The 19,250-nt window shown below is 73.8% G+C and carries 22 protein-coding genes; 14 read left to right on the top strand and 8 right to left on the bottom strand.

Annotation, left to right across the window (positions count from 1 at the left end; all coding sequences use genetic code 11):
* Nucleotides 1-6: 6 nt before the first annotated feature.
* Genes V1633_RS26220 through V1633_RS26205 form a run of 4 tightly spaced genes read left to right on the top strand, consistent with a single transcriptional unit; the run spans nucleotide 7 to nucleotide 4,220 of the window.
* Nucleotides 7-1,518 carry a PfkB family carbohydrate kinase gene (locus V1633_RS26220; protein ID WP_407952116.1) on the top strand — a complete coding sequence of 504 codons (1,512 nt, stop codon included), beginning with the start codon at nucleotides 7-9 and terminating at the stop codon, nucleotides 1,516-1,518.
* Between the two features lie 53 nt (nucleotides 1,519-1,571).
* Nucleotides 1,572-2,258 (top strand): SDR family oxidoreductase, encoded by a 687-nt coding sequence (locus V1633_RS26215; RefSeq protein ID WP_331217108.1) that lies wholly within the window; start codon nucleotides 1,572-1,574, stop codon nucleotides 2,256-2,258.
* Nucleotides 2,255-3,250 (top strand): glycosyltransferase family 9 protein, encoded by a 996-nt coding sequence (locus V1633_RS26210; RefSeq protein ID WP_331217063.1) that lies wholly within the window; start codon nucleotides 2,255-2,257, stop codon nucleotides 3,248-3,250. The genes V1633_RS26215 and V1633_RS26210 overlap by 4 nt, the downstream gene beginning before the upstream one ends.
* Nucleotides 3,234-4,220 carry a DNA topoisomerase IB gene (locus tag V1633_RS26205; RefSeq protein WP_331217062.1) on the top strand — a complete coding sequence of 329 codons (987 nt, stop codon included), beginning with the start codon at nucleotides 3,234-3,236 and terminating at the stop codon, nucleotides 4,218-4,220. The genes V1633_RS26210 and V1633_RS26205 overlap by 17 nt, the downstream gene beginning before the upstream one ends.
* A gap of 113 nt (nucleotides 4,221-4,333) precedes the next feature.
* Here the strand turns inward: V1633_RS26205 and V1633_RS26200 are convergent, their stop codons facing one another.
* From V1633_RS26200 to V1633_RS26190, 3 genes are all read right to left on the bottom strand, one after another.
* Entirely contained in the window at nucleotides 4,334-4,840 is a 507-nt protein-coding gene (locus V1633_RS26200; protein ID WP_331217061.1) for a hypothetical protein, read from the bottom strand.
* Between the two features lie 149 nt (nucleotides 4,841-4,989).
* Nucleotides 4,990-6,639 (bottom strand): RecQ family ATP-dependent DNA helicase, encoded by a 1,650-nt coding sequence (locus V1633_RS26195; protein ID WP_331217060.1) that lies wholly within the window; start codon nucleotides 6,637-6,639, stop codon nucleotides 4,990-4,992.
* A 77-nt stretch (nucleotides 6,640-6,716) separates the two neighbouring features.
* Nucleotides 6,717-6,893 carry a hypothetical protein gene (locus tag V1633_RS26190; RefSeq protein ID WP_331217059.1) on the bottom strand — a complete coding sequence of 59 codons (177 nt, stop codon included), beginning with the start codon at nucleotides 6,891-6,893 and terminating at the stop codon, nucleotides 6,717-6,719.
* Between the two features lie 142 nt (nucleotides 6,894-7,035).
* On the opposite strand from V1633_RS26190, the gene V1633_RS26185 reads away from it, so the two are divergent.
* Both V1633_RS26185 and V1633_RS26180 read left to right on the top strand, forming a co-directional pair.
* Nucleotides 7,036-8,610 carry a glycoside hydrolase family 3 protein gene (locus V1633_RS26185; protein WP_331217058.1) on the top strand — a complete coding sequence of 525 codons (1,575 nt, stop codon included), beginning with the start codon at nucleotides 7,036-7,038 and terminating at the stop codon, nucleotides 8,608-8,610.
* 223 nt (nucleotides 8,611-8,833) lie between these two features.
* Nucleotides 8,834-9,613, top strand: a complete 780-nt coding sequence (locus V1633_RS26180) for a DUF6042 family protein (protein ID WP_331217057.1) — start codon at nucleotides 8,834-8,836, stop codon at nucleotides 9,611-9,613.
* An 85-nt stretch (nucleotides 9,614-9,698) separates the two neighbouring features.
* Here the strand turns inward: V1633_RS26180 and V1633_RS26175 are convergent, their stop codons facing one another.
* From V1633_RS26175 to V1633_RS26165, 3 genes are all read right to left on the bottom strand, one after another.
* Nucleotides 9,699-10,742 carry a PQQ-dependent sugar dehydrogenase gene (locus tag V1633_RS26175; RefSeq protein WP_407952115.1) on the bottom strand — a complete coding sequence of 348 codons (1,044 nt, stop codon included), beginning with the start codon at nucleotides 10,740-10,742 and terminating at the stop codon, nucleotides 9,699-9,701.
* A 112-nt stretch (nucleotides 10,743-10,854) separates the two neighbouring features.
* Nucleotides 10,855-11,139 (bottom strand): GNAT family N-acetyltransferase, encoded by a 285-nt coding sequence (locus tag V1633_RS26170; protein WP_331217056.1) that lies wholly within the window; start codon nucleotides 11,137-11,139, stop codon nucleotides 10,855-10,857.
* The gene (locus V1633_RS26165) at nucleotides 11,136-12,389 is read right to left on the bottom strand and encodes a cysteine desulfurase-like protein (protein WP_331217055.1); all 1,254 of its coding nucleotides are present in this window, start codon (nucleotides 12,387-12,389) and stop codon (nucleotides 11,136-11,138) included. The genes V1633_RS26170 and V1633_RS26165 overlap by 4 nt, the downstream gene beginning before the upstream one ends.
* Before the next feature lie 75 nt (nucleotides 12,390-12,464).
* Between V1633_RS26165 and V1633_RS26160 the strand changes: the two genes are divergently transcribed.
* The 8 genes from V1633_RS26160 (at nucleotide 12,465) to V1633_RS26125 (ending at nucleotide 17,798) form a co-directional block, all read left to right on the top strand.
* Nucleotides 12,465-12,827 carry a hypothetical protein gene (locus V1633_RS26160; RefSeq protein ID WP_331217054.1) on the top strand — a complete coding sequence of 121 codons (363 nt, stop codon included), beginning with the start codon at nucleotides 12,465-12,467 and terminating at the stop codon, nucleotides 12,825-12,827.
* 83 nt (nucleotides 12,828-12,910) lie between these two features.
* A complete protein-coding gene (locus tag V1633_RS26155; RefSeq protein ID WP_331217052.1) occupies nucleotides 12,911-13,732 on the top strand; it encodes a DUF1206 domain-containing protein in 822 nt (273 codons plus the stop codon).
* A 129-nt stretch (nucleotides 13,733-13,861) separates the two neighbouring features.
* Nucleotides 13,862-15,091, top strand: a complete 1,230-nt coding sequence (locus V1633_RS26150; RefSeq protein ID WP_331217051.1) for a mechanosensitive ion channel family protein — start codon at nucleotides 13,862-13,864, stop codon at nucleotides 15,089-15,091.
* A 299-nt stretch (nucleotides 15,092-15,390) separates the two neighbouring features.
* Entirely contained in the window at nucleotides 15,391-15,822 is a 432-nt protein-coding gene (locus V1633_RS26145) for a phage holin family protein (RefSeq protein ID WP_331217050.1), read from the top strand.
* The gene (locus tag V1633_RS26140; RefSeq protein ID WP_331217049.1) at nucleotides 15,819-16,130 is read left to right on the top strand and encodes a DUF3618 domain-containing protein; all 312 of its coding nucleotides are present in this window, start codon (nucleotides 15,819-15,821) and stop codon (nucleotides 16,128-16,130) included. Before V1633_RS26145 ends, V1633_RS26140 begins: the two co-directional genes overlap by 4 nt.
* 155 nt (nucleotides 16,131-16,285) lie before the next feature.
* The gene (locus V1633_RS26135) at nucleotides 16,286-16,558 is read left to right on the top strand and encodes a DUF4235 domain-containing protein (RefSeq protein ID WP_331217048.1); all 273 of its coding nucleotides are present in this window, start codon (nucleotides 16,286-16,288) and stop codon (nucleotides 16,556-16,558) included.
* 27 nt (nucleotides 16,559-16,585) lie between these two features.
* Nucleotides 16,586-17,290, top strand: coding sequence for an LppX_LprAFG lipoprotein (locus V1633_RS26130; RefSeq protein WP_331217047.1), 705 nt, complete (start codon nucleotides 16,586-16,588; stop codon nucleotides 17,288-17,290).
* Between the two features lie 304 nt (nucleotides 17,291-17,594).
* Nucleotides 17,595-17,798 carry a cold-shock protein gene (locus V1633_RS26125; RefSeq protein WP_011905669.1) on the top strand — a complete coding sequence of 68 codons (204 nt, stop codon included), beginning with the start codon at nucleotides 17,595-17,597 and terminating at the stop codon, nucleotides 17,796-17,798.
* A gap of 178 nt (nucleotides 17,799-17,976) precedes the next feature.
* On the opposite strand, the gene V1633_RS26120 is transcribed toward V1633_RS26125, so the two are convergent.
* Together V1633_RS26120 and V1633_RS26115 are read right to left on the bottom strand one after the other, a co-directional pair.
* Nucleotides 17,977-18,180: a hypothetical protein gene (locus tag V1633_RS26120; protein WP_331217106.1), complete on the bottom strand. Its 204-nt coding sequence runs from the start codon at nucleotides 18,178-18,180 to the stop codon at nucleotides 17,977-17,979.
* A 47-nt stretch (nucleotides 18,181-18,227) separates the two neighbouring features.
* Nucleotides 18,228-19,211, bottom strand: coding sequence for an aldo/keto reductase (locus tag V1633_RS26115; RefSeq protein WP_331217046.1), 984 nt, complete (start codon nucleotides 19,209-19,211; stop codon nucleotides 18,228-18,230).
* Nucleotides 19,212-19,250: the final 39 nt, after the last annotated feature.

Genomic DNA, 19,250 nt, shown 5'->3' with positions numbered 1-19,250 from the left:
AGAGTGGTGGTCGTCGGCGACACGCTGCTCGACCGGGACGTCGAGGGTGTGGTGAACCGGCTGTGTCCGGATTCGCCGGTGCCGGTGCTGGACGAGAACACCAGTGTGGACCGGCCGGGCGGAGCCGGGCTGGCGGCGCTCTTCGCCGCCGGTCGTGGGTTCGAGGTCGCGCTCGTCACCGGGCTCGCCGACGACGAGGGTGGGGCGCGGTTGAGCCAACTGCTCACCGCCGCCGGCGTCCAGGTCTACGGGCTGCCGCTGCCGGGCGCGACGCCGGAGAAGATCCGGCTCCGGACGCGGGGGCGGGTGCTGCTGCGGCACGACCGGGGTGGACCGGCGGGACCGCCCGGCGAGCCGACGGACGCGGTGCTGGAGTTGCTGGCCGACGCGTCGGCGATCCTGGTCAGCGACTACGGCCGGGGGGTGGCCCGGCATCCCGCCCTGCGCGCGGCCCTGGCCGCGACCGCGGCGCCGATCGTCTGGGACCCGCATCCCCGGGGTCCGGCGGCGGTGCCCGGGGTGCGGTTGGCCACCCCGAACGAGGTGGAGGCCCGGGAACTCGGCGGGGTGGCGCCGAGCGGCTCGCGGCTGACGAACGCGTCCCGGAGCGCGCAGGCGCTGCGGGAACGGTGGCGGGCCGCCGCGGTGGCGGTGACCCTGGGCGGGGACGGCGCGCTGCTGCGGCACGCCGGCGCGACACCGCTGATGGTTCCGGCCCCGGCCTGTGCCGACGGCGACACCTGTGGGGCCGGCGACCGGTTCGCCGCCACCGCGACCCTGGCTCTCGCCGAGGGGGCGCTGGTCTCCGAGGCGGTGCAGCGGGCCGTCGCCGAGGCGTCCGGGTACGTGGCCGGTGGTGGGGCGGCGACCGCCGTACCCGTGATGAACGCGCCACCGTCGGTCGCCGGCACCGCGCTGCCGCCCGGTGCGACGCCGCCGATCGGCCGGATCGTCCGGGACGGCGCGGGCGCCACCGCCGGTCGCGGCACGGTGCCGATCGCCGCGGTGGACTGGAGCGACCGGATCGGTGCCCGGGCGGCCGGCGACGTGATCGCCCGGGTCCGGGCCGCCGGCGGCACGGTGGTCGCCACCGGCGGCTGTTTCGACCTGCTGCACGCGGGCCACGTGGCGACCCTGGAGGCGGCCCGCCAACTCGGCGACTGCCTGGTGGTCTGCGTCAACTCCGACGACAGTGTGGCCGGGTTGAAGGGACCGGAGCGGCCGCTGGTCCGGCACGCCGACCGGGCCCGCCTGCTGGCCGCCCTGGGCTGTGTGGACGCGGTGGTGGTCTTCGACGAGCCGACCCCGCACGCGGCCCTCTCCTGGCTGCGTCCGGACATCTGGGTCAAGGGCGGCGACTACGGCACCGGCGGGGACGGCCCCGACCTGCCGGAGGCCGGGATCCTGCGGCGGTGGGGCGGATACGCCGTCGTGGTGCCCTATCTGGACGGCCGGTCGACGACGCGGATGATCGCCGCGGCCCGGGTGGCCGGCCGACCGGTGGGTGGTGGCCGGTGAGCGGCGAACTGTTCGGCGGCGGGCCGACCGTCGGTCCGGGGACTGGCGCGGGCGTGTCGGCCGACGGCGCGGTCCTGGTCACCGGCGGATCCAGCGGCCTCGGGGCGGCGGTGGTCACCGCGCTCGCCGCCGCCGGCGCCCGGCCCTGCGTACTGGACCGGCAGGCGCCGACGGTGCAGGTCCCGTGGGCCGCCTGCGATCTGGCCGACACCCGGGCCGCCGAGGAGGCGACCCGGAAACTCGCCGAACGGTCCGGCGGACTGGCCGCGGTGGTGACGGCGGCCGGGGTCGACGTACCGGGCCGGCTGGCCGACGTGCCGGCCGAGACCTGGGAGCGGGTGGTCACCATCGACCTGTTCGCCACCGCCGCGGTGATCCGGGCCGCCCTGCCCTACCTGGAACGCTCGCGGGGCCAGGTGGTCACCGTCGCCTCCACCCTCGGGGTGAAGGCGGTCGGCGACGCCACCGCGTACTGCGCGGCGAAGTTCGGCGTGGTCGGCTTCACCCGGGCGCTCGCCGCCGAACTGGCCGGCGTGGTCGGGGTGACCCTGCTGATCCCGGGTGGCATGCGGACCGCCTTCTTCGACGAGCGGGAGGCGCAGTACCGGCCCGGCCCCGACGCTGCCCTGAACAACCCGGCCGACGTGGCCGCCGCGATCCTGTTCGCCCTGCGGCAGCCCCCCGGATGTGCGATCCGGGAGATGGTGGTCTGCGCCGACCGGGAGACGTCGTACCCGTGATCCTGGTGCTGCGGGCACTCGGGGTCGGCGACCTGGCGACGGCGGTGCCGGCGTTGCGCGGACTGCGTGCCGCGTTTCCGGAGCACACCCTGTCGGTCGCGGCACCGGACTGGCTCGCCCCGCTGGCGGAGCTGATCGGCGACGTCGACAACGTGCTGCACACCGAGGGGCTGGACCCGGTCGACGGGTGGCCGGGGCCGACCCCGTACTGGGCGGTCAACCTGCACGGGCGGGGCCCGGAGTCGCACCGGTTGCTCGGTGCCGCCGGGGCGGAGCGGCTCTGCGCCTTCGCCTGTCCGGAGGCCGGGCACCTGGACGGCCCGCCGTGGCGCGACGACGAGCACGAGGTGCACCGGTGGTGCCGGCTGCTGCGCTGGTACGGCGTCGAGTCCGACCCGGAGGACCTGGAGCTGCGCCGACCGGCGCCCCGCCGGGTGCCGGTCGGGGTGACCGTGCTGCACCCGGGCGGCAAGGGCACCGAGCGCCGGTGGTCGCCGGCCCGGTTCGCCGCGCTGGCCCGGGAGCTGACCCGGGCCGGGCACCGGGTGGTGGTGACCGGCTCGGCGGCCGAACGTGACCTGGTCGAGCGGGTGGTCGCCGGGGCCGGACTGCCGAACACCGCCGTGCTCGCCGGCCGGCTCAGCCTGGTCGAGCTGGCCACCGTGGTCGCGTACGGACGACTGGTGGTGAGTACGGACACCGGGGTGGCGCATCTGGCGACCGCGTACCGGACCCCGTCGGTGGTGCTGTTCGGACCGGTCGCGTCGACGCGTTGGGGCCCGCCCCCGGACCGGTCCTGGCATCGGGCCCTGGGCGCGGCCGGTGGCGTCACGGGTGGTCACCACCCCTCGGCGCCGGTCGACGTGTCCGATCCGGACGGTGCCTGGACCCGGATCCATCCGGCGTTGGCCGCGATCGAGGTCGACGAGGTGCTGACCGCCGCGTCGGAGGTCGAGCGGGCGGGACGGGAGCGCCGTGCGACTGCGGCGTAGCGACCCCTCGGCGCCCGGCTACGGGCGGCGGCGGTACGGCCGGGGCGTGGTCTTCCTGGACGTCGACGGCCGTCCGTTGCGGGATCCGGACGAGATCGACCGGCTCCGGTCGCTGGTGATCCCGCCCGCCTGGCGGGACGTCTGGATCTGTCCGCACCCGACCGGGCACATCCAGGCGACCGGGACCGACGCGGCCGGTCGGCGGCAGTACCTCTACCACCCGTTCTGGCGGGTCCGACGCGACCAGGCCAAGTTCGACCACGTACTGGAGGTGGCCACCCGGTTGCCGGCGCTGCGGGAGCGGGTCGACGAGGATCTCGCCACCCGGGGGCTGCGTCGACCCCGGGTGCTGGCCACGGTCGCGAAGCTGCTGGACATGGGGACGTTCCGGGTCGGCAGCGACCAGTACGCGGTGGGCGAGGAACCGACGTTCGGGGTGGCGACACTGCGTCCCGAGCACACCCGGTGCCGGGGCGGCGCCGTGGTGTTCGAGTTCCCGGCGAAGGGCGGCATCGCCCAGCAGTTGCGGATCGACGAGCCCCGGCTCTGCCAGGTGCTGCGGGAGCTGCGACGACGGCGGCGCGCGGCGGCCCGGCTGTTCGGCTACTGGGACGGTCAGAGCTGGCGGGACGTACGCAGTGACGAGGTCAACGACTACCTGCGTACGGCGAGCGGCGGGGAGATGACCGCCAAGGACTTCCGTACCTGGCACGCCACCGTGCTCGCGGCGACCCGGCTGGCGGCCGTCGAGCCGCCGCGTTCGACGACCGGGCGGCGGCGCGCCGTGGCGGCGGTGATGCGGGACGTGGCCACGCTGCTCGGCAACACCCCGGCGGTCGCCCGCGCCTCCTACGTGCATCCCCGGGTGGTCGACCTCTACCACGACGGCGTACTCGCCGGGGTGCCCGCCGAGGCGCCGCTGGCGGAGGCCGAGGCGGCGGTGCTGGAACTGCTCGGCCCGGACCGGTGAGGCAGGGCCGGGGGACGGTCGTCGGGCATGCCCTCCTGGTGGACGTGCCCGGCTGGGTCGCGGGGGCGGGCCGCGGTGCCGAGCATCACGCGGCCCGGCCCACCGGTGGTCGTTCAGTCGTTGAGCACGTGCGACAGCTCGTCCCGGAACCGCCGCTCGGCCTCGGTGATCTCCTCGCCGCCGAGTCCGAGTACGCCACCGGTGGACGCGGCGGTGACCACGTGCTCGGCGATGGAGAGCAGCCAGTGCTTGTACGCACCGGCCTCGCCCTCGTCGACCCGACCGTCGAGCAGCTTCGCCGCGCTCGCCGCCCGGGCCAGCACGTCGGCGATCATCGCCTTCGGATCGGCCGGTTCGATCACCGGCAGTTCCTCGCCCGCCTCCGGGTCGCCGACCCGGGCCACCAGTTCGCCGGCGACGGCGGCGACCAGCGGGCTGGCCGACTCCCGCCCGGCGGCGATGCTCTCCAGCCCGGCCGCGTTCTCCGACCTGGTCCGGCGGCCGCCGTCCGACTCGGCGGCACTGGCCGCGGTCAGCACCGACTGGGGCAGGCCGACGAGCAGGCCCCACTCGTCGTCGGAGAATCCGAACTCGGTCGTGTACAACGGTTGTTCCGTCATGGCAACCCTCCTTCACTGATGGCAAACCATCACATCTCACGGCACGGCCGTGCTGACCGCAATCCGCAACGCCGCAGGTGGTCCGGACCACGCTGTCGGCGGTTCCGGCGCGACGTGCGCCGGGTGCCGACGGGTCCGGCCACCGTGGATCAGTCCGGAACCGGTACGAGCAGGCCGTGCTCGCTGACCACCGGTACGGAGAGTGTCTTGTAGCCCACCTCCTCGAAGAGCACGGTCATCCGGTCCGCCTCGTAGCCGAGGACCAGTCCGGGACCCCACTCCGGGTGCCGGACCGCGCTGCGTACCGGGAACGGTTCGTCAGCGGCGGGTGCGGCGCCCGGCGGTTCCACGTTGCCCGCGTGGCAGTTGTCGCAGTGCTGGCACGGGTTCGGCAGCCGTTCCCCGAAGTAGGCGAGCAGCACCTGGCCCCGGCACCCCATGGTCTCCGCGAACGCGCGCATCATGTCGGTCCGGGAGCGTTGCACGGCGAGTTGCCGTTCCGCCTCGGCCAGCGCCGCCGATGCCGCGTCGGTCGGGGCCGGGGCGTACCGGGGGCTGCCGAGCTGGTTGTCGGCCAGGGTCGTCGCGGCACCGACCCGCTCCAGCAGGGCGAGCAGCTGCCCGAGTTTGCGGGTGCCCAGCCCGGTGCGTTCCCGTAGCGCCTTGCGGGACAGCGGACCGTCGCGTAGCAGTGCGGCCAGGTCACGCAGCTGGTCCGGGTCCGGGGCGCCGCCGGTGAAGTAGCGGCGCAGCCCGACGTCCTCGGCGCGCCAGAGCAGCAGCGCGCGGGCGGGGTCGCCGTCCCGGCCGGCACGGCCGATCTCCTGCAGGTAGCTGTCCGGCGCGTCCGGTAACGCCATGTGTGCCACCCAGCGGATGTTCGGTTTGTCGATGCCCATTCCGAACGCCGAGGTGGCGACCATGACCGGCACCTGGTCGTCGAGGAACCGCTGGTGGCGTTCCTCGCGGGCGCCGGCCGGCATCCCGCCGTGGTAGTGCTCCGCCGGAAAACCGGCCTCGGTCAGCCGGGTGGCGAGTTCCTCGGCCGCCCGCCGGGTCGGCACGTAGACGATCCCGGGGCGGGCCTCGGCCTCCAGCAGCGCGACCAGCCGCCGCCACCGCACCTCCTCGGTGGCGCAGTTCGCCACCTCCAGGAAGAGGTTCGACCGGTCCAGTCCGGAGACCACGATCCGGGGACGGCGCAGGCCGAGCCGGGCGACGATGTCGTCGCGGACCGGTGGGGAGGCGGTCGCGGTCAACGCGACCACCGGGGGTCGACCCAGCTGGTTGATCAGCTGCCCGAGGGCCAGGTAGTCGGGTCGGAAGTCGTGCCCCCAGGCGGAGATGCAGTGTGCCTCGTCGACGGCGACCAGGGCCGGGCGGAGCGCGCGTACCTCGGCCAGCCGGTCCGGGTTGGCGAGCTGCTCGGGGGTGGTGAACAGGAACCGGGCCCGGCCGTGCCGGATGTCGTCCAGGGCGGCGGCCCGCTGGCCGGCGTTCTCCGCGGAGCTGATCCGTACCGCGCGCAGTTCCGGTCGGCCTCGGTCGTTGAGCGCGGTGATCTGGTCCTGTTGCAGCGCGAGCAGCGGGGAGATCACCACCGTCGGGGCGGGGAGCAGGGTCGCCGGTACCTGGTAGACGGCGGACTTGCCGGCCCCGGTGGGCAGCACGACGAGGGCGTCCCGGCGGCGCAGCAGTGCCCGCATCGCGGTGAGCTGTTCGGGACGCAGCGTTGGCCAGCCGAACCGGTGCCGGGCAGCGCGCCGGAGCCGGGTGGCGGGCAGGGCGAAGGGTTTCATTGGTGGCCGCAGGTACCCCGGGGTCAGGACGCCGAAACGGCGTGGACCGGCCACCTCCCGCCCGGTCCCGGCTTCGGCTACCGGCCGCCGCGTCCGAACATCGACCGGAGGGCGGCGACCAGGAGCACGGTGCCGAGGATGGCGCCGACGACCCGGACGCCGGGAATGTCGTACCAGGTGCTCTCGTCGGCGGCGATCAGGCGGTACGGCACCGCGCCGAGCCGTTGGCCGGTTTCCCAGATGCTGTGCTGCATGCCAGCACTGTCGCACGTGGGGGAGCGTTCCGATTAATAGGAAGGTTTCTTGACTATTCTTGGGGCCGGTGTGACCATGGCAGCACCCGCCGCGACCGGGGGGGGTGGACCGTCCATGGTGGAGAGCGGGGGAACAGGCGGGATGAGCGGAACGACAGACAACCTGGCCGGTCTGGCTGCGGCGGTGCTGCAGCCGGGCTTCGTGGGGGCCACCCGGCCACCGGACTGGGTACGCCGGTGGCTCGGTGAGGGACTCGGCGGGGTGGTGCTGTTCGCCCGCAACGTGATCGACAACGAGCAGGTCGCCACGCTCACCGCCGCGATGCGCGCGGAACGCCCCGACGTGCTGGTGGCGATCGACGAGGAGGCCGGCGACGTCACCCGGCTCGAATCCCGGCGCGGCAGTTCCCGCCCCGGCAACCTGGCGCTCGGGGCGGTGAACGACCCCGACCTCACCGAGGCGGTGGCCCGGGACCTCGGCACCGAGCTGGCGGCGGTCGGGATCACCCTGAACTACGCCCCGGACGCCGACGTCAACGCCGACCCGGACAACCCGGTGATCGGCGTACGCTCGTTCGGCGCCGATCCGGGCCTGGTGGCCCGGCACACCGCCGCCTGGGTACGCGGTCTGCAGTCCGCCGGAGTCGCCGCCTGTGCCAAGCACTTCCCGGGACACGGTGACACCAGCGTCGACTCCCACCTCGACATCCCCCGGATCGCCGTACCCCGTACCCGGCTCGAGGCCTGCGAACTGCCGCCGTTCCGGGCGGCGATCGCGGCCGGCGTACAGGCGGTGATGACCGGTCATCTGCTGGTTCCGGCGATCGACGACGAGTGGCCGGCGACCCTGAGCCGTCGGGTCCTGACCGACCTGCTCCGCGAGGAACTCGGCTTCCAGGGCGTGGTGATCACCGACGCGATCGAGATGCGGGCGGTCACCCACCGCTACGGCTTCACCGGTGCGGCGGTACGCGCCCTGGTCGCCGGCGCCGACGCGATCTGCGTCGGTGGTGAGCACGCCGACGAGGCGGACGCCGAGCGGCTGCGCGACGCGATCGTCGAGGCCGTGACCACCGGCGTCCTGCCGGAGGAGCGGCTCGTCGAGGCGGCCAAGCGGGTCGGCCAGCTGGCGGCCTGGAGCAGCACCGCCCGGGCCGGACGGTCGGCCTGGGACGGTCCCGACCCGGAGGGTTCCCCGCTCGGGCTGGCCGCCGCCCGCCGGGCGGTACGGCTGACCGTCGCGCCCGACGCGAGCGGACTGCCGCTCGCCGGGCCCGCGCACGTGGTGGAGTTCGCGCCGCCGGACAACATCGCCACCGGCTCCGACACGCCGTGGGGGGTGGGTGCGCCGCTGGCCGCCCTGCTGCCCGGCACCACGACCGCCCGGCTGGGCGCGGAGGAACTGGGCGTCGACGAGCCGGGTGCCAACGGATCCGGTACGGACGGTCGCCTGTCGGCCGCCGTACTGGCCCCGGCGCACGGGCGGCCGCTGGTGCTGGTGGTACGTGACCTGCACCGGCACCGGTGGATGTCGGTGGCGGTACGCCGGATCCTGGCGGGTCGTCCCGACGCGGTGGTGGTGGAGATCGGCGTGCCGGAGACCGTGGTCGGCCAGGTGCACCTGGCGACCTACGGTGCGTCCTGGGTCGCCGGCCGGGCCGCCGCCGAGGTGCTCACCGGTCGGGCCACCGCAGACGTGGGCGCCGCGTCGCGCTGAGCCGTCCCTGCCGCCGAGGTGCTCACCGGTCGGGCCACCGCAGACGTGGGCGCCGCGTCGCGTTGTGCCGTCCTGACCGGAACCGACGGCGTCGTCGCCCGCCGGGTGGCCGACCGGGCACCCGTCCGGCGCGCCACGCCGGACGGGTGGGGCTGGGCACCGGGAATGCGGGGGTCACCATGGGTGCCCCCACGTGTACGCCGAGTCGCGGTATCGTCCTCCGGTGACCCCTCGCTGGCAGCGGGCCCCCCTCACGCCGTCCTGGATCCGGTGGCTACCCTGCGCCTTCGTCTACCTCACCATCGTGCCTGGTCAGTCCCGGTTCCGGCGCTCGATGTGGTCCGGCGTCGTGCCCTGGGACGAATCCGCCTGGTGTGATCCCGGCAGCGTGGACGAGTGGGTTGCCCGTGCCCAGCGTCGGCACGCCGGCCGCGACCCGGAACACGCCGAGTTGCACGCCCGCGAGCACTACGCCTGGATGGTCAAGGTCCGGGCCACCCGGATCGAACTGTTCGCCGAGATGTGCCGCCGCAACGACCTGCCCGTTCCGCACACCGTGGGGGAACTGCTGTTCTGCCTCGCCGGACTCGGGCTGTTCGAGCTGACCGAGGAGGGTGACGACGACGATCCGTGGGTGCTGCCCCGACTCGACCGCGACCCGCTGGAGGTGCTGCCGCTGTCGGCGGAGGAGCGGGAGCTGGAGATCCGGGCGCAGCGGGACGACCAGGCGGTCCTGGTGGCGATCGCGATCCGTCGCCTCGCCGCCCGGACCCGTCGCCGATGGCGTCGCCGGGTGGTCACCACCAGTCTGCGGAGTCTCGCCGGTACCGCCGGGGTGACCGAGGAACAGGCCCGGCGTTCCCTCGCCGACCTGGGCGAGATCGCGGCCCTGGGGGTGGCGCCCGGCCGGGGCGAGCAGACCCTGCGGCTGACCGTGCCCTGGCCCGACTTCCGGCTCCGCTTCCCGTTCGCCGAACTGCCCGCCCCGGAACACGCGATCTGACCGGGTCCGGCACCGACGATCCGTGCCGGCGCGGCGGCTGAGCTGCCACGGCACGTGGACCGGACCCCGACACCGGTCGGTGACGTCAGGGGACGAGCCGCAGGACCCGGTCGTCGCCGTCGCGAGGATCGCCGCGTCCGTCCCGATTGGAGGTGAGCACCCACACCGAACCGTCCGGCGCGGCGGCGACGTGCCGGAGCCGGCCGTACTCCCCGGTCAGCAGTGCCTCCGGGTGCTGCCCGTCGAGCCCGATCCGGTAGAGCCGCTGGCCGCGTAGACAGGCCAGCCAGGCCCGGTCGCCGACCAGCGCCAGGCCGCTCGGCGACGCCTCGTCGGTGGCCCAGGTGGCCAGCGGTGCGACGAACCGGTCGTCGGAGGAATCGCCCTCCACCACCGGCCAGCCGTAGTTGCCGCCGGCGGTGATCCGGTTGAGTTCGTCGTAGTGGTTCTGCCCGAACTCGGCGGCGTACAGGGTGCCGTCGGCGGCCCAGCCGAGGCCCTGCACGTTGCGGTGACCGTAGCTGTAGACCAGCGAGCCGGGGAACGGGTTGCCGGGGGCCGGCTGTCCGTCCGGGGTCATCCGCAGGATCTTGCCGGCCAGACCGGTCCGGTCCTGGGACGCGTCCCGGTCGCCGGCGTCACCGGTTCCGGCGTAGAGCAGACCGTCCGGTCCGAAGCCGATCCGGCCGCCGTTGTGCGTGCGGGAGCCCCGGGGGATGCCGGTCAGCACCGGCTGCGGCGTTTCACCGAGGCGCAGCCGGGCGATCCGGTTGTCCTGGGCAGCGGTGTAGTAGACGTAGATCCAGCCGTTCCGGGCGTGGTCCGGGGAGACCGCGATGCCGAGCAGCCCACCCTCGCCCTCGGGAGTCGCCTCGTCGATCCGGGCCACCTCGGTCGCCGTGTGGCGGCCCGTCGAGTCGGCGGCGATCCGCAGGATCCGTCGGCTGTCCCGTTCGGTCACCAGGGCGGACCCGTCCGGCAGGAAGGCCAGCCCCCAGGGGGCCTCCAGACCGTCGACGACGGTCTCCACACCCTCGGCGCGGACCCGTGGCGGGTCCGAGACCGACGGGTCGGCGAACCAACCCCGCCACAGTCCGACGCCGACCACCGCGGCCCCGACCGCGACCACCGCGACCACCGCCGTCACCACTCGACCCGTCCGGCCCGTCGTGCGCACTCCCGGCTCCGCCACGGGTACGACGGTAGCCGGTGCGCGGCGTCGCGGCGGGCCGGCGGGCGGTTCAGCCTTCGGTGACCACCGATTTGTACTCCGGGTGTCGTTCGATGAAGCGGAGCAGGAACGGGCAGGTGACCCGGACCCGGTCGCCCCGCTCGCGGAGCTGGTCCAGGGTGCCCCGGGCCAGCGCGCTGCCGACCCCCTTGCCCTCGTACTGCGGGTCGACCTCGGTGTGCACGAGGACGATGGTCCCGGACTCGACACGGTAGCCGACGAAGCCGGCCAGGCCCTCGTCCAGCAGGATCTCGAAGCGGCGTTCGGCGGGATTGTCTTGGACCAGTGCGTTCACCGGATCGATTCTTCCCTTCCCAGCCCGGTTCCGTCGGTGACGCCGGTCACGGTCAGCCGGTCGAGTTCGGCCAGCAACCGGTCGACCTCCTCGACGGTGTTGTAGTGGTAGACGCTGGCCCGGACCGCCCCGCCACTGTTTCGCAGACCGAGGGCCGTGAAGTACTCGTACGCGTAGTAGTCGCCGGACGAGAGGCAGATGCCGGATTCGCCGAGCGCGGCGGCGGTGTCGGCCGGGGTGTGTCCGGCCACCCGGAACGAGACCGTCGGGCAGCGATGCCGGGGCGCGCCGTACACGGTGATGCCGGGCAGCGCGGTCAGTCCGGCGAGCAGCCGGGCGAAGAGCTGGTCCTCGTGGGCCCGGGCGGCGGCGAGTCCGGCCCGCAGGCGGGTCCGCCGGTCGCCGGTCGCGGCCGGGTCGAGACCCGCGAGGTGGTCGACGGCGGCCCGGACACCGGCGAGCAGCGGCCAGCTCGGGGTGCCGAACTCGAACCGCTGCGGCGGCTGGTCGGGGGAGGGCAGCAGCTTGGCGGGGTGCAGTCCGGCCCACCGGGTCGGGTGGGCGACCACGGCCGCCACGTGCGGACCGGACCACTTGTAGGCACTGGTCACGTAGAAGTCGGCGCCGAGCGCGGCGACGTCGGTGGGGCCGTGCGGGGTGGCGTGCACGCCGTCGACGTACACCAGGGCGCCGGCCTCGTGCGCGATCGCGGCGACCCGGTCCACCTCCGGGACGGTGCCGATGGCGTTGCTGGCGGCGGTGAGCGCGACCAGTCGGGTACGCGGGCCGACGAGGTCGGCGTACTGCGCGGTCGGCAGTTCGCCGGTCTCCCGGTCGAACTCGGCCCAGCGGACGACCGCGCCGGTCGCCTCGGCCGCCTGCACCCAGGGCCGGACGTTGGAGTCGTGGTCGAGTCGGGAGACCACCACCTCGTCGCCCGGTCGCCACTGTCGACTCAGCGTCCGGGCCACCGTGTACGTCAACGCGGTGGCGCTCGGCCCGAACACCACACCGTCCGGGGTCCCCCCGACCAGGTCGGCGACCGCCTGGCGGGCCGCCGCGACCAGGTCGCCGGAGCGTCGTCCGGGAACGTGGGCGCTGTTCAGGTTGGCCACCGCGGTCCGCATCGTCCCGGCGACGGCCTCGGTGACGGAAGCGGCGACCTGGGTACCGCCGGCTCCGTCGAAGTGCGTGTATCCCTCGTCCAGCGCGGGGTAGGCGGCCCGGACCCGGTTGATGTCGAACGGCATGCCGGGCACCCTAGCGGTCCGACCGGCGGGCGCGGCCCGGTGGTCGTCTGGATCACCTTGGGTACCCTTGGTGGGGTGACGAATCCTCCCCAGTACCGCCACATCACCCCCGTCCGTCGTGTTGCCGGCCTGTTCGCCGGGTTGGTTCTCGGCGCGGCTCTGCTGGCCGGCTGCAGTTCCGACGGTGCCAGCACCGACTGCGGGCTGGACGCCTGCACGGTCACCTTCAAGCAGGGCGTCGACGCGCAGGCCAGCTTCCTCGGCGTCGAGGCGAAGCTGATCGGCGTGGACGGCGACAAGGTGACCATCGAGGTCGCCGGCGAGCAGTTGACCCTCACCGTCGGCCAGCAGGCGACCGAGGTCGGCGGCATGTACGCCACCGTGCAGAGCGCTGACGCCGACGAGGTGGTGGTCCGGATCGGGCGCAACGCCGGCTGATCCGGGATCGTGGGCGGGCGGCGCCGGGTGCCGGGTGCGTCCCGGACGTTTGGAAATCTTCGCGACCGGTCATTTGACTGGCCATGTCAGCGACCCAGACCGTGCATGCCGGCGCCGACCGCGCCGCCCACAGCAAAGCACTCGAAGTCCTCGCCCGGGTCGGGTTCGTCGGCTACGGGCTCGTCCACCTCCTCTTCGCCTGGCTGGCCCTGCAGATCGCGTTCGGTCGGCCGTCCGACGACGGCGACCAGTCGGGTGCGTTGCGCACCCTCGCCGCCCAGCCGTTGGGCAGGTTCCTGGTCGGTGCGATCGGGATCGGACTGCTCGCGATGGCCATCTGGCAGGCGCTCGAGGCGGCCATCGGTCACCGGGAATACCGGGGTCGTGAGCGGATGGTGGAGCGCCTCACCTCTGTCGGCCGCACCGTCGTCTACTTCTACTTCGCCTGGACCGCGTTCCAGGTGCTGCGGCACGCCAATTCGTCCAGTGCGGACAAGCAGCAGGCGCTCACCGAGAAGCTGATGGAGTCCGGCGGTGGCCGGGCGCTGGTCGGGCTGATCGGTCTCGGGCTGGCCGCGCTCGGCGTCGGCCTGGTCTGGTACGGCGCGGTCAAGAAGTTCGAGCGGCATCTGCGTACCGGACAGATGGACCACCGGATGCGGGTGCTGGCCCGCCGGCTCGGTGTCGCCGGCTACGTCGCGAAGGGTGTCGCGTACGGCATCGCCGGTGTGCTGGTGGTGACCGCCGCGCTGAACTACGACCCGGACCGGGCCCGGGGGCTGGACGCCGCCCTGCACACGCTCCGTGAGCAGTCCTACGGCGGCTTCCTGCTCACCCTGGTGGCGCTCGGCATCGCCGCCTTCGCCGGATTCTGTGTGGTGCAGGCGAGGTACCGGAAGGTCTGAGCTCGCCTCGACATATCGGGCTAACTGGGGCATCCTACATTCTTTACTTGAATCCCCAGTACGGTCCGTCACGGCACCGGGCCGGTCGTCCCCACGGGACGGCCGGCCCGCTGCCGGGGAAGGAAGATCTTGGAGAGCTACCTCTGGACGATCGTCATCGCGCTCGGCGCGGCGGCGGTCGCGCTCGTCGTGGTGGAACTGGTCCACCGGATCGTGCGCCGGCTCGGCCGGCGTTCCGTACTGCTCGCCGAGTTGTCGGAGCACTCGCACCGCCCGTTCCAGGTGGCGGCGACCGTGGTCGCGGTGAACTTCGGCATCCGGTTCAGCACCGGCTACGGCGTCGGCACGCACTGGCGACAGACCCTGCTGCACCTGCTCGTCCTGGCCGTCATCGCGACCATCGCCTGGCTGGTCGCCTCCCTGCTGCTGGTCACCGAGGACACCGCGCTGGCCCGGTTCCGGATCGACGTACCGGACAACCGGCAGGCGCGCCGGATCCGGACCCAGATCGTGATGCTGCGCCGGATCACCATCGCGGTCACCGTGGTTCTCACCGTCGGCGTGATGCTGATGACCTTCCCCGAGGTCCGGGGAGTCGGGGCGAGCGTGCTCGCCTCGGCCGGGGTGATCGGCGCGATCGCCGCGCTGGCCGCGCAGAGCGTGCTCGGCAACGTCTTCGCCGGGGTGCAACTCGCCTTCAGCGACGCGGTCCGGCTCGACGACGTGGTGGTGGTCGAGGGGGAGTGGGGTCGGATCGAGGAGCTGACCCTGAGCTACGTCGTGGTGCAGATCTGGGACGACCGGCGGCTGATCCTGCCGACGTCGTACTTCACCACGAAACCGTTCCAGAACTGGACGCGTACCCAGGCCGCCGTGCTCGGCACCGCCGAGTTCGAGGTCGACTGGTCGGTGGACGTCCAGGCGATGCGGGAGGAGCTGCGTCGACTGGTCGAGGGGACCGAGTTGTGGGACGGGCGGACCTGCGTACTGCAGGTGACCGACGCGGTCGGCGGGATGGTCCGGCTCCGGGCCCTGGTGAGCGCGGGTGACGCACCGAGGCTCTGGGACCTGCGCTGTCTGGTCCGGGAGCATCTGGTCGGCTGGCTTCGCGACCAGCGGCCGACCGCGCTGCCCCGGCTGCGTACCGAGGTCGGCGACGCCTCGGGTCGGCTGCCCTGGCAGTGGGCCCCGCCATCGGCCCCCACCCCGGGACCGTCCGGGGGCCAGCCCGCCGGACGGCGTACGACCGCGCACGAGCCACCGGACGACGCCCGCCTCTTCGGTGGCGACGACGACGGCGAGGCGCGCAGCAGCGCCTTTCTCGGACCGGACGAACCGGCGGAGGCGCCGCCGCGGTGACCCCCGGTCTGCCGGGCTGACCCGGCCGCTCGGGTCCCGGCCCGCGCGGTTCCCCCGGCGGGCCCACGACCCCGGATGAGCTCCCGACCTGCGCGATCGGCCGTCATCGGGCCGGCCGGTGGCGGACACTAACGGCAACGGAACTCCGACGGCGGGGCGGTGTCCGACCCGAACCCGTGGACCCGGCGCTTGTCGGGCTGACGGGTGCGGTGCCGGTACGGCCGGTCCGGGTGCGGACATCAGGATTGAACGGCGGGCGACCGGGGCATACACCCCAGGGACCGGAAGAGGAGGACAGCATGGCTGATGTCGTACGTGATTCCGCCCGACCGGTCGCGGAGCAGTCCACCGCGGAGCTGGTGCAGCGCGCGACCGAACAGCTGTCGCGGCTGGTCCGCGACGAGTTGGCGTTGGCCCGCATCGAGCTCGCCGAGAAGGGCCGGCAGGCCGGGATCGGGGCGGGGCTGTTCGGTGGGGCCGGCGTGCTGGCCCTCTGCGGCCTCGGCGTGCTCGCCGCCGCCGCGGTCCTGGCACTGGCGCTGGTGCTCCCCGGCTGGGCGGCGGCATTGGTGGTGGCGGGAGCACTGTTTCTCGTCGCCGGCATGGTCGCCCTGACCGGCCGGCGTCGGATGCGTCGGGCGGTGCCGCCGGTGCCGATGGCGACCGCCGACAGCCTCCGTGCCGACGTGCGGACGGTGGCGTCCGCGGTCCGGGACAGGGGACAGGCATGAACCGCAGCAACGGTACGGGCAATCCCGAGGCGCTCCGCGCCGAGATCCGGCAGACCCGGGCCGAACTCGGCCAGACGGTGCAGGCGCTGGCGGCCAAGGCGGACGTGAAGGCGCGGATCAAGGGATCGGCGGCGCAGACCCGGGAGCGGATGCGGCAGCGGGCCGGGCAGACGACGGCCACCGTCCGGAGCTCGGTGCACGACGCGGGGTCGGTGGCGCTGCGTCACCCGGTGCCCTGGGTGGTGGCCGCCGCCGGGGCGCTGGCCCTGGCGGCGTTGCTCCTGGTGGCCCGGGCGAGACGTGGATGACGTGCCCGGACACCGACGACAAACCCGGTCGGGCGGCGGGCGGCGCGGATCCGGCGTCGCCCCGCGCGGCGTGCCGACCGGTGCGCAACGGCCACGACGATGCGGATGACGCGAGGGACGTGCGGGCTGCCGTGCGGGACCCGAGGGAGGCGCGGATGAGCAGGACGGTCAGCAAGGTGGCCTACCGGCCGGTGGGCATCCTGCTGGGCATGGCCGCCGGGGTGGCGGCCGGTGCCGTGTTCCGACAGGTGTGGAAGGTCGCGTCCGGCGACGGTGACGCCCCGGACGCCACGGACGAGCACCGGGGCTGGGGCGAGATCCTCGCCGCGGCGGCGCTGCAGGGCGCGATCTTCGCGGTGGTCCGGGCCGCGGTGGACCGGGGCGGCGCGATGGGCGTCCGCCGGTTCACCGGTCGCTGGCCCGACTGACCGGCGGGTCGTGAGTACGCTTCGGCTATGCGACGATCCCTCGCGCTCGCCGGGGCGCTGTCCCTGTTGTTGGCCCTTTCCGCCGCCTGCACCGGGGACCGGGCGGAGGCGCCGGGCGGTGCCGCGGAGTCGGGCCCGGCGTCCCTGCCGGAGGCCGACGGGCTGCTGAGGACCGCGGCGGACGAGCTGCGGTCCGTGCGGAGCGCCCGGTTCGCCGTCACCACCGACGGGTCGGCCACCCTCCTCGACATCCGCTCCGCCGAGGGCGTGATCACCGCCGAGGGTGAGGCCGAGGGCACCGCCCGCCTCAGCCAGGCCGGCGAGCCGCTGCGGCTGTCGTTCGTGGTCAAGGGCGAGAGCCTGTACGTCAACGGCCTCACCGACGGCTGGCAACGGCTGCCGCTGTCGGTCGCCGCCACCATCTACGACCCCTCCGCGTTGCTCTCCGCCGATCGGGGCATCGCGAATCTGGTGGCCACGGCCAGCGGCAGTACCGAGGCCCGGGAGAGTGTCGACGGCGTGCCGGCCTACCGGATCCGTGGCACTCTGCCCGGTGCCGCCCTCAGCACGCTCGCGCCCGGAGTCGACGGCGACGTCGTCGGTACGCTCTGGATCGGCGTCGACCGGCCGCTGCTGCACCGGGTCACGTTCCCGGTGCCGGGCGGGTCCGGGACGGTCACGGTGACCTTTTCGGACTACGACGCCCCGGTCACCATCCGTACCCCCCGGTAGGCTTCGCACGTCGTCCCGGCACGACCACCCGCACCCCCGCGCGACTCCGGTCCGGGTGGTACGCCGTGCCGTCCGTCGATGGGCCGGGGGGACGAACGACGGTCTCCTCAGGTCACATGTCGGAGAATTTCGTCGGCTAGGCTATGCGAAGTTTTTGCGTACGTGGTTTGCTGTTCCACGCTGTTGAGACAGTGTGGGTCGAGGGAAGTCCTCCTTCACGGGGGCCGACTCAAGACGCCGCTGCTCGAAAACGGCCAACCGGCCGCACGGCGTGCTCGGCCGCCAGTTTTAGAAGGAGATACACATGGCGCAGGGAACCGTGAAGTGGTTCAACGCAGACAAGGGCTTCGGCTTCATCACCGTCGACGGCGGGGGTGCTGACGTGTTCGTCCACTTCTCGGCCATCCAGACCAGCGGCTACCGCACGCTGGAGGAGAACCAGCGGGTGGAGTTCGAGATCGCTCAGGGCCAGAAGGGGCCGCAGGCGGAGCAGGTTCGCCCCCTCTGATCCCGTGACGGCCGGTGCCCCGGCCTAGGATGACGATTCATACGGATCCACGTCGAGCCCCGCTGCCGCGGGGCTCGACGCGTATCCGGGCCCTGGGGGCGCCGGGCGCGGTGCTGGCCGGGCGTGCGTCACAGACCACGGATCCGTCGCTCCGGCGTCGGAGGTCCCGCCGCTCCACTCAGGACGGTGAGCCACCGGCCCGGGCGCGCAGACCGACCCGGAGCAGGACCACGCCGGCGAGGACCAGCAGCGGTCCGACGACCGCCAGGACCAGTTCGCCGCTCAACACGCTGCCGTCCAGCCGGCCCAACCCCTGCAGGGTCCAGAGCGCACCGACGACGATCGCGAGCAGCCCCAGCGTGAGCGGCAACCAGCCCCGCATCGTCGTCTCGTCCGCGGCCGGGGGGTGCCCGGCCTCATCCGGCGTGCTCACCAGCGGTGGTGTACCTGGGGGCGGATCAGCTCGTCGTAGACGGTCGCCACCGTCTTCGCCGCCTCGGCCGTCAGTGGCGTCAGATCGGCGGCGGCCACGTTCGCCCGGGCCTGGTCGGCGGTGCGGGCGCCGGGGATCACCACCGTGACGCCGGCCTGGTCGAGGATCCAACGGAGGGCGAACTGCGCCATCGTGGCACCGTCCGGGACCAGTGGGAGCAGCCGGCGTACGGCGTCCAGCCCGGTCTGGTAGTCCACTCCGGAGAACGTCTCCCCGACGTCGAACGCCGCACCGTGCCGGTTGTAGTTGCGGTGGTCGTCACCGCCGAAGGTGGTGTGCTCGTCGTACCGGCCGGAGAGCAGGCCGCTGGCCAGCGGGACCCGCGCGATGATGCCGACCCCGGCGGCGGAGGCGGCCGGCAGCACCCGCTCGAGCGGCTTGTGACGCAGCGCGTTGAGGATGATCTGCACGCTGGCCACCCCGGGCCGGGCGATCGCGGCGAGCGCCTCGTCGCAGGTCTCCACGCTGACCCCGTACGCACTGATCCGCTCCTCGGCGACCAGGGTGTCCAGGGCGTCGAAGACGGCGTCGGTGTGGAACACCGGGGTGGGCGGACAGTGCAACTGCACCAGGTCGAGGACATCGACGCCGAGGTTGGCCCGGGACCGGTCGGTCCAGGCCCGGAAGTTCTCCAGCACGTACGCCTCGGGGGTCTGCGGCACCCGGCGGCCCATCTTGGTCGCCACGGTGAGCCCGGCGTCGGGGCGCTGGCGCAGGAACCGGCCGATCAGCTGCTCGCTGCGTCCGTCGCCGTAGACGTCGGCGGTGTCCAGGAAGGTGACGCCGCCGTCGACGGCGGCGCCCAGGATGGCCAGGGCCTCGGACTCGCTGACCTGGCCCCAGTCGGCGCCGAGCTGCCAGGCGCCGAGTCCGATCACGCCGACCCGACGGTCCAGGCGCGCAAAGTTGCGTTGTTCCACGGCGGGAAGCCTATCCCGGGGTGGTGGCGGACCGTCCGG

Origin of the sequence: Plantactinospora sonchi, from assembly GCF_036422035.1 — a bacterium.
GTDB lineage: Bacteria > Actinomycetota > Actinomycetes > Mycobacteriales > Micromonosporaceae > Plantactinospora > Plantactinospora sonchi.
This window is presented reverse-complemented; position numbering and strand designations above follow the sequence as displayed.

Coding starts and splice junctions, on each gene's coding strand:
- V1633_RS26120 (WP_331217106.1), bottom strand. CDS start 18,180: ATGCGGGGCTGGTTGCCGCTCACGCTGGGGCTGCTCGCGATCGTCGTC.
- V1633_RS26195 (WP_331217060.1), bottom strand. CDS start 6,639: ATGAAACCCTTCGCCCTGCCCGCCACCCGGCTCCGGCGCGCTGCCCGG.
- V1633_RS26140 (WP_331217049.1), top strand. CDS start 15,819: ATGAACCGCAGCAACGGTACGGGCAATCCCGAGGCGCTCCGCGCCGAG.
- V1633_RS26190 (WP_331217059.1), bottom strand. CDS start 6,893: ATGCAGCACAGCATCTGGGAAACCGGCCAACGGCTCGGCGCGGTGCCG.
- V1633_RS26145 (WP_331217050.1), top strand. CDS start 15,391: ATGGCTGATGTCGTACGTGATTCCGCCCGACCGGTCGCGGAGCAGTCC.
- V1633_RS26135 (WP_331217048.1), top strand. CDS start 16,286: ATGAGCAGGACGGTCAGCAAGGTGGCCTACCGGCCGGTGGGCATCCTG.
- V1633_RS26125 (WP_011905669.1), top strand. CDS start 17,595: ATGGCGCAGGGAACCGTGAAGTGGTTCAACGCAGACAAGGGCTTCGGC.
- V1633_RS26130 (WP_331217047.1), top strand. CDS start 16,586: ATGCGACGATCCCTCGCGCTCGCCGGGGCGCTGTCCCTGTTGTTGGCC.
- V1633_RS26200 (WP_331217061.1), bottom strand. CDS start 4,840: ATGACGGAACAACCGTTGTACACGACCGAGTTCGGATTCTCCGACGAC.
- V1633_RS26165 (WP_331217055.1), bottom strand. CDS start 12,389: ATGCCGTTCGACATCAACCGGGTCCGGGCCGCCTACCCCGCGCTGGAC.
- V1633_RS26155 (WP_331217052.1), top strand. CDS start 12,911: ATGTCAGCGACCCAGACCGTGCATGCCGGCGCCGACCGCGCCGCCCAC.
- V1633_RS26185 (WP_331217058.1), top strand. CDS start 7,036: ATGAGCGGAACGACAGACAACCTGGCCGGTCTGGCTGCGGCGGTGCTG.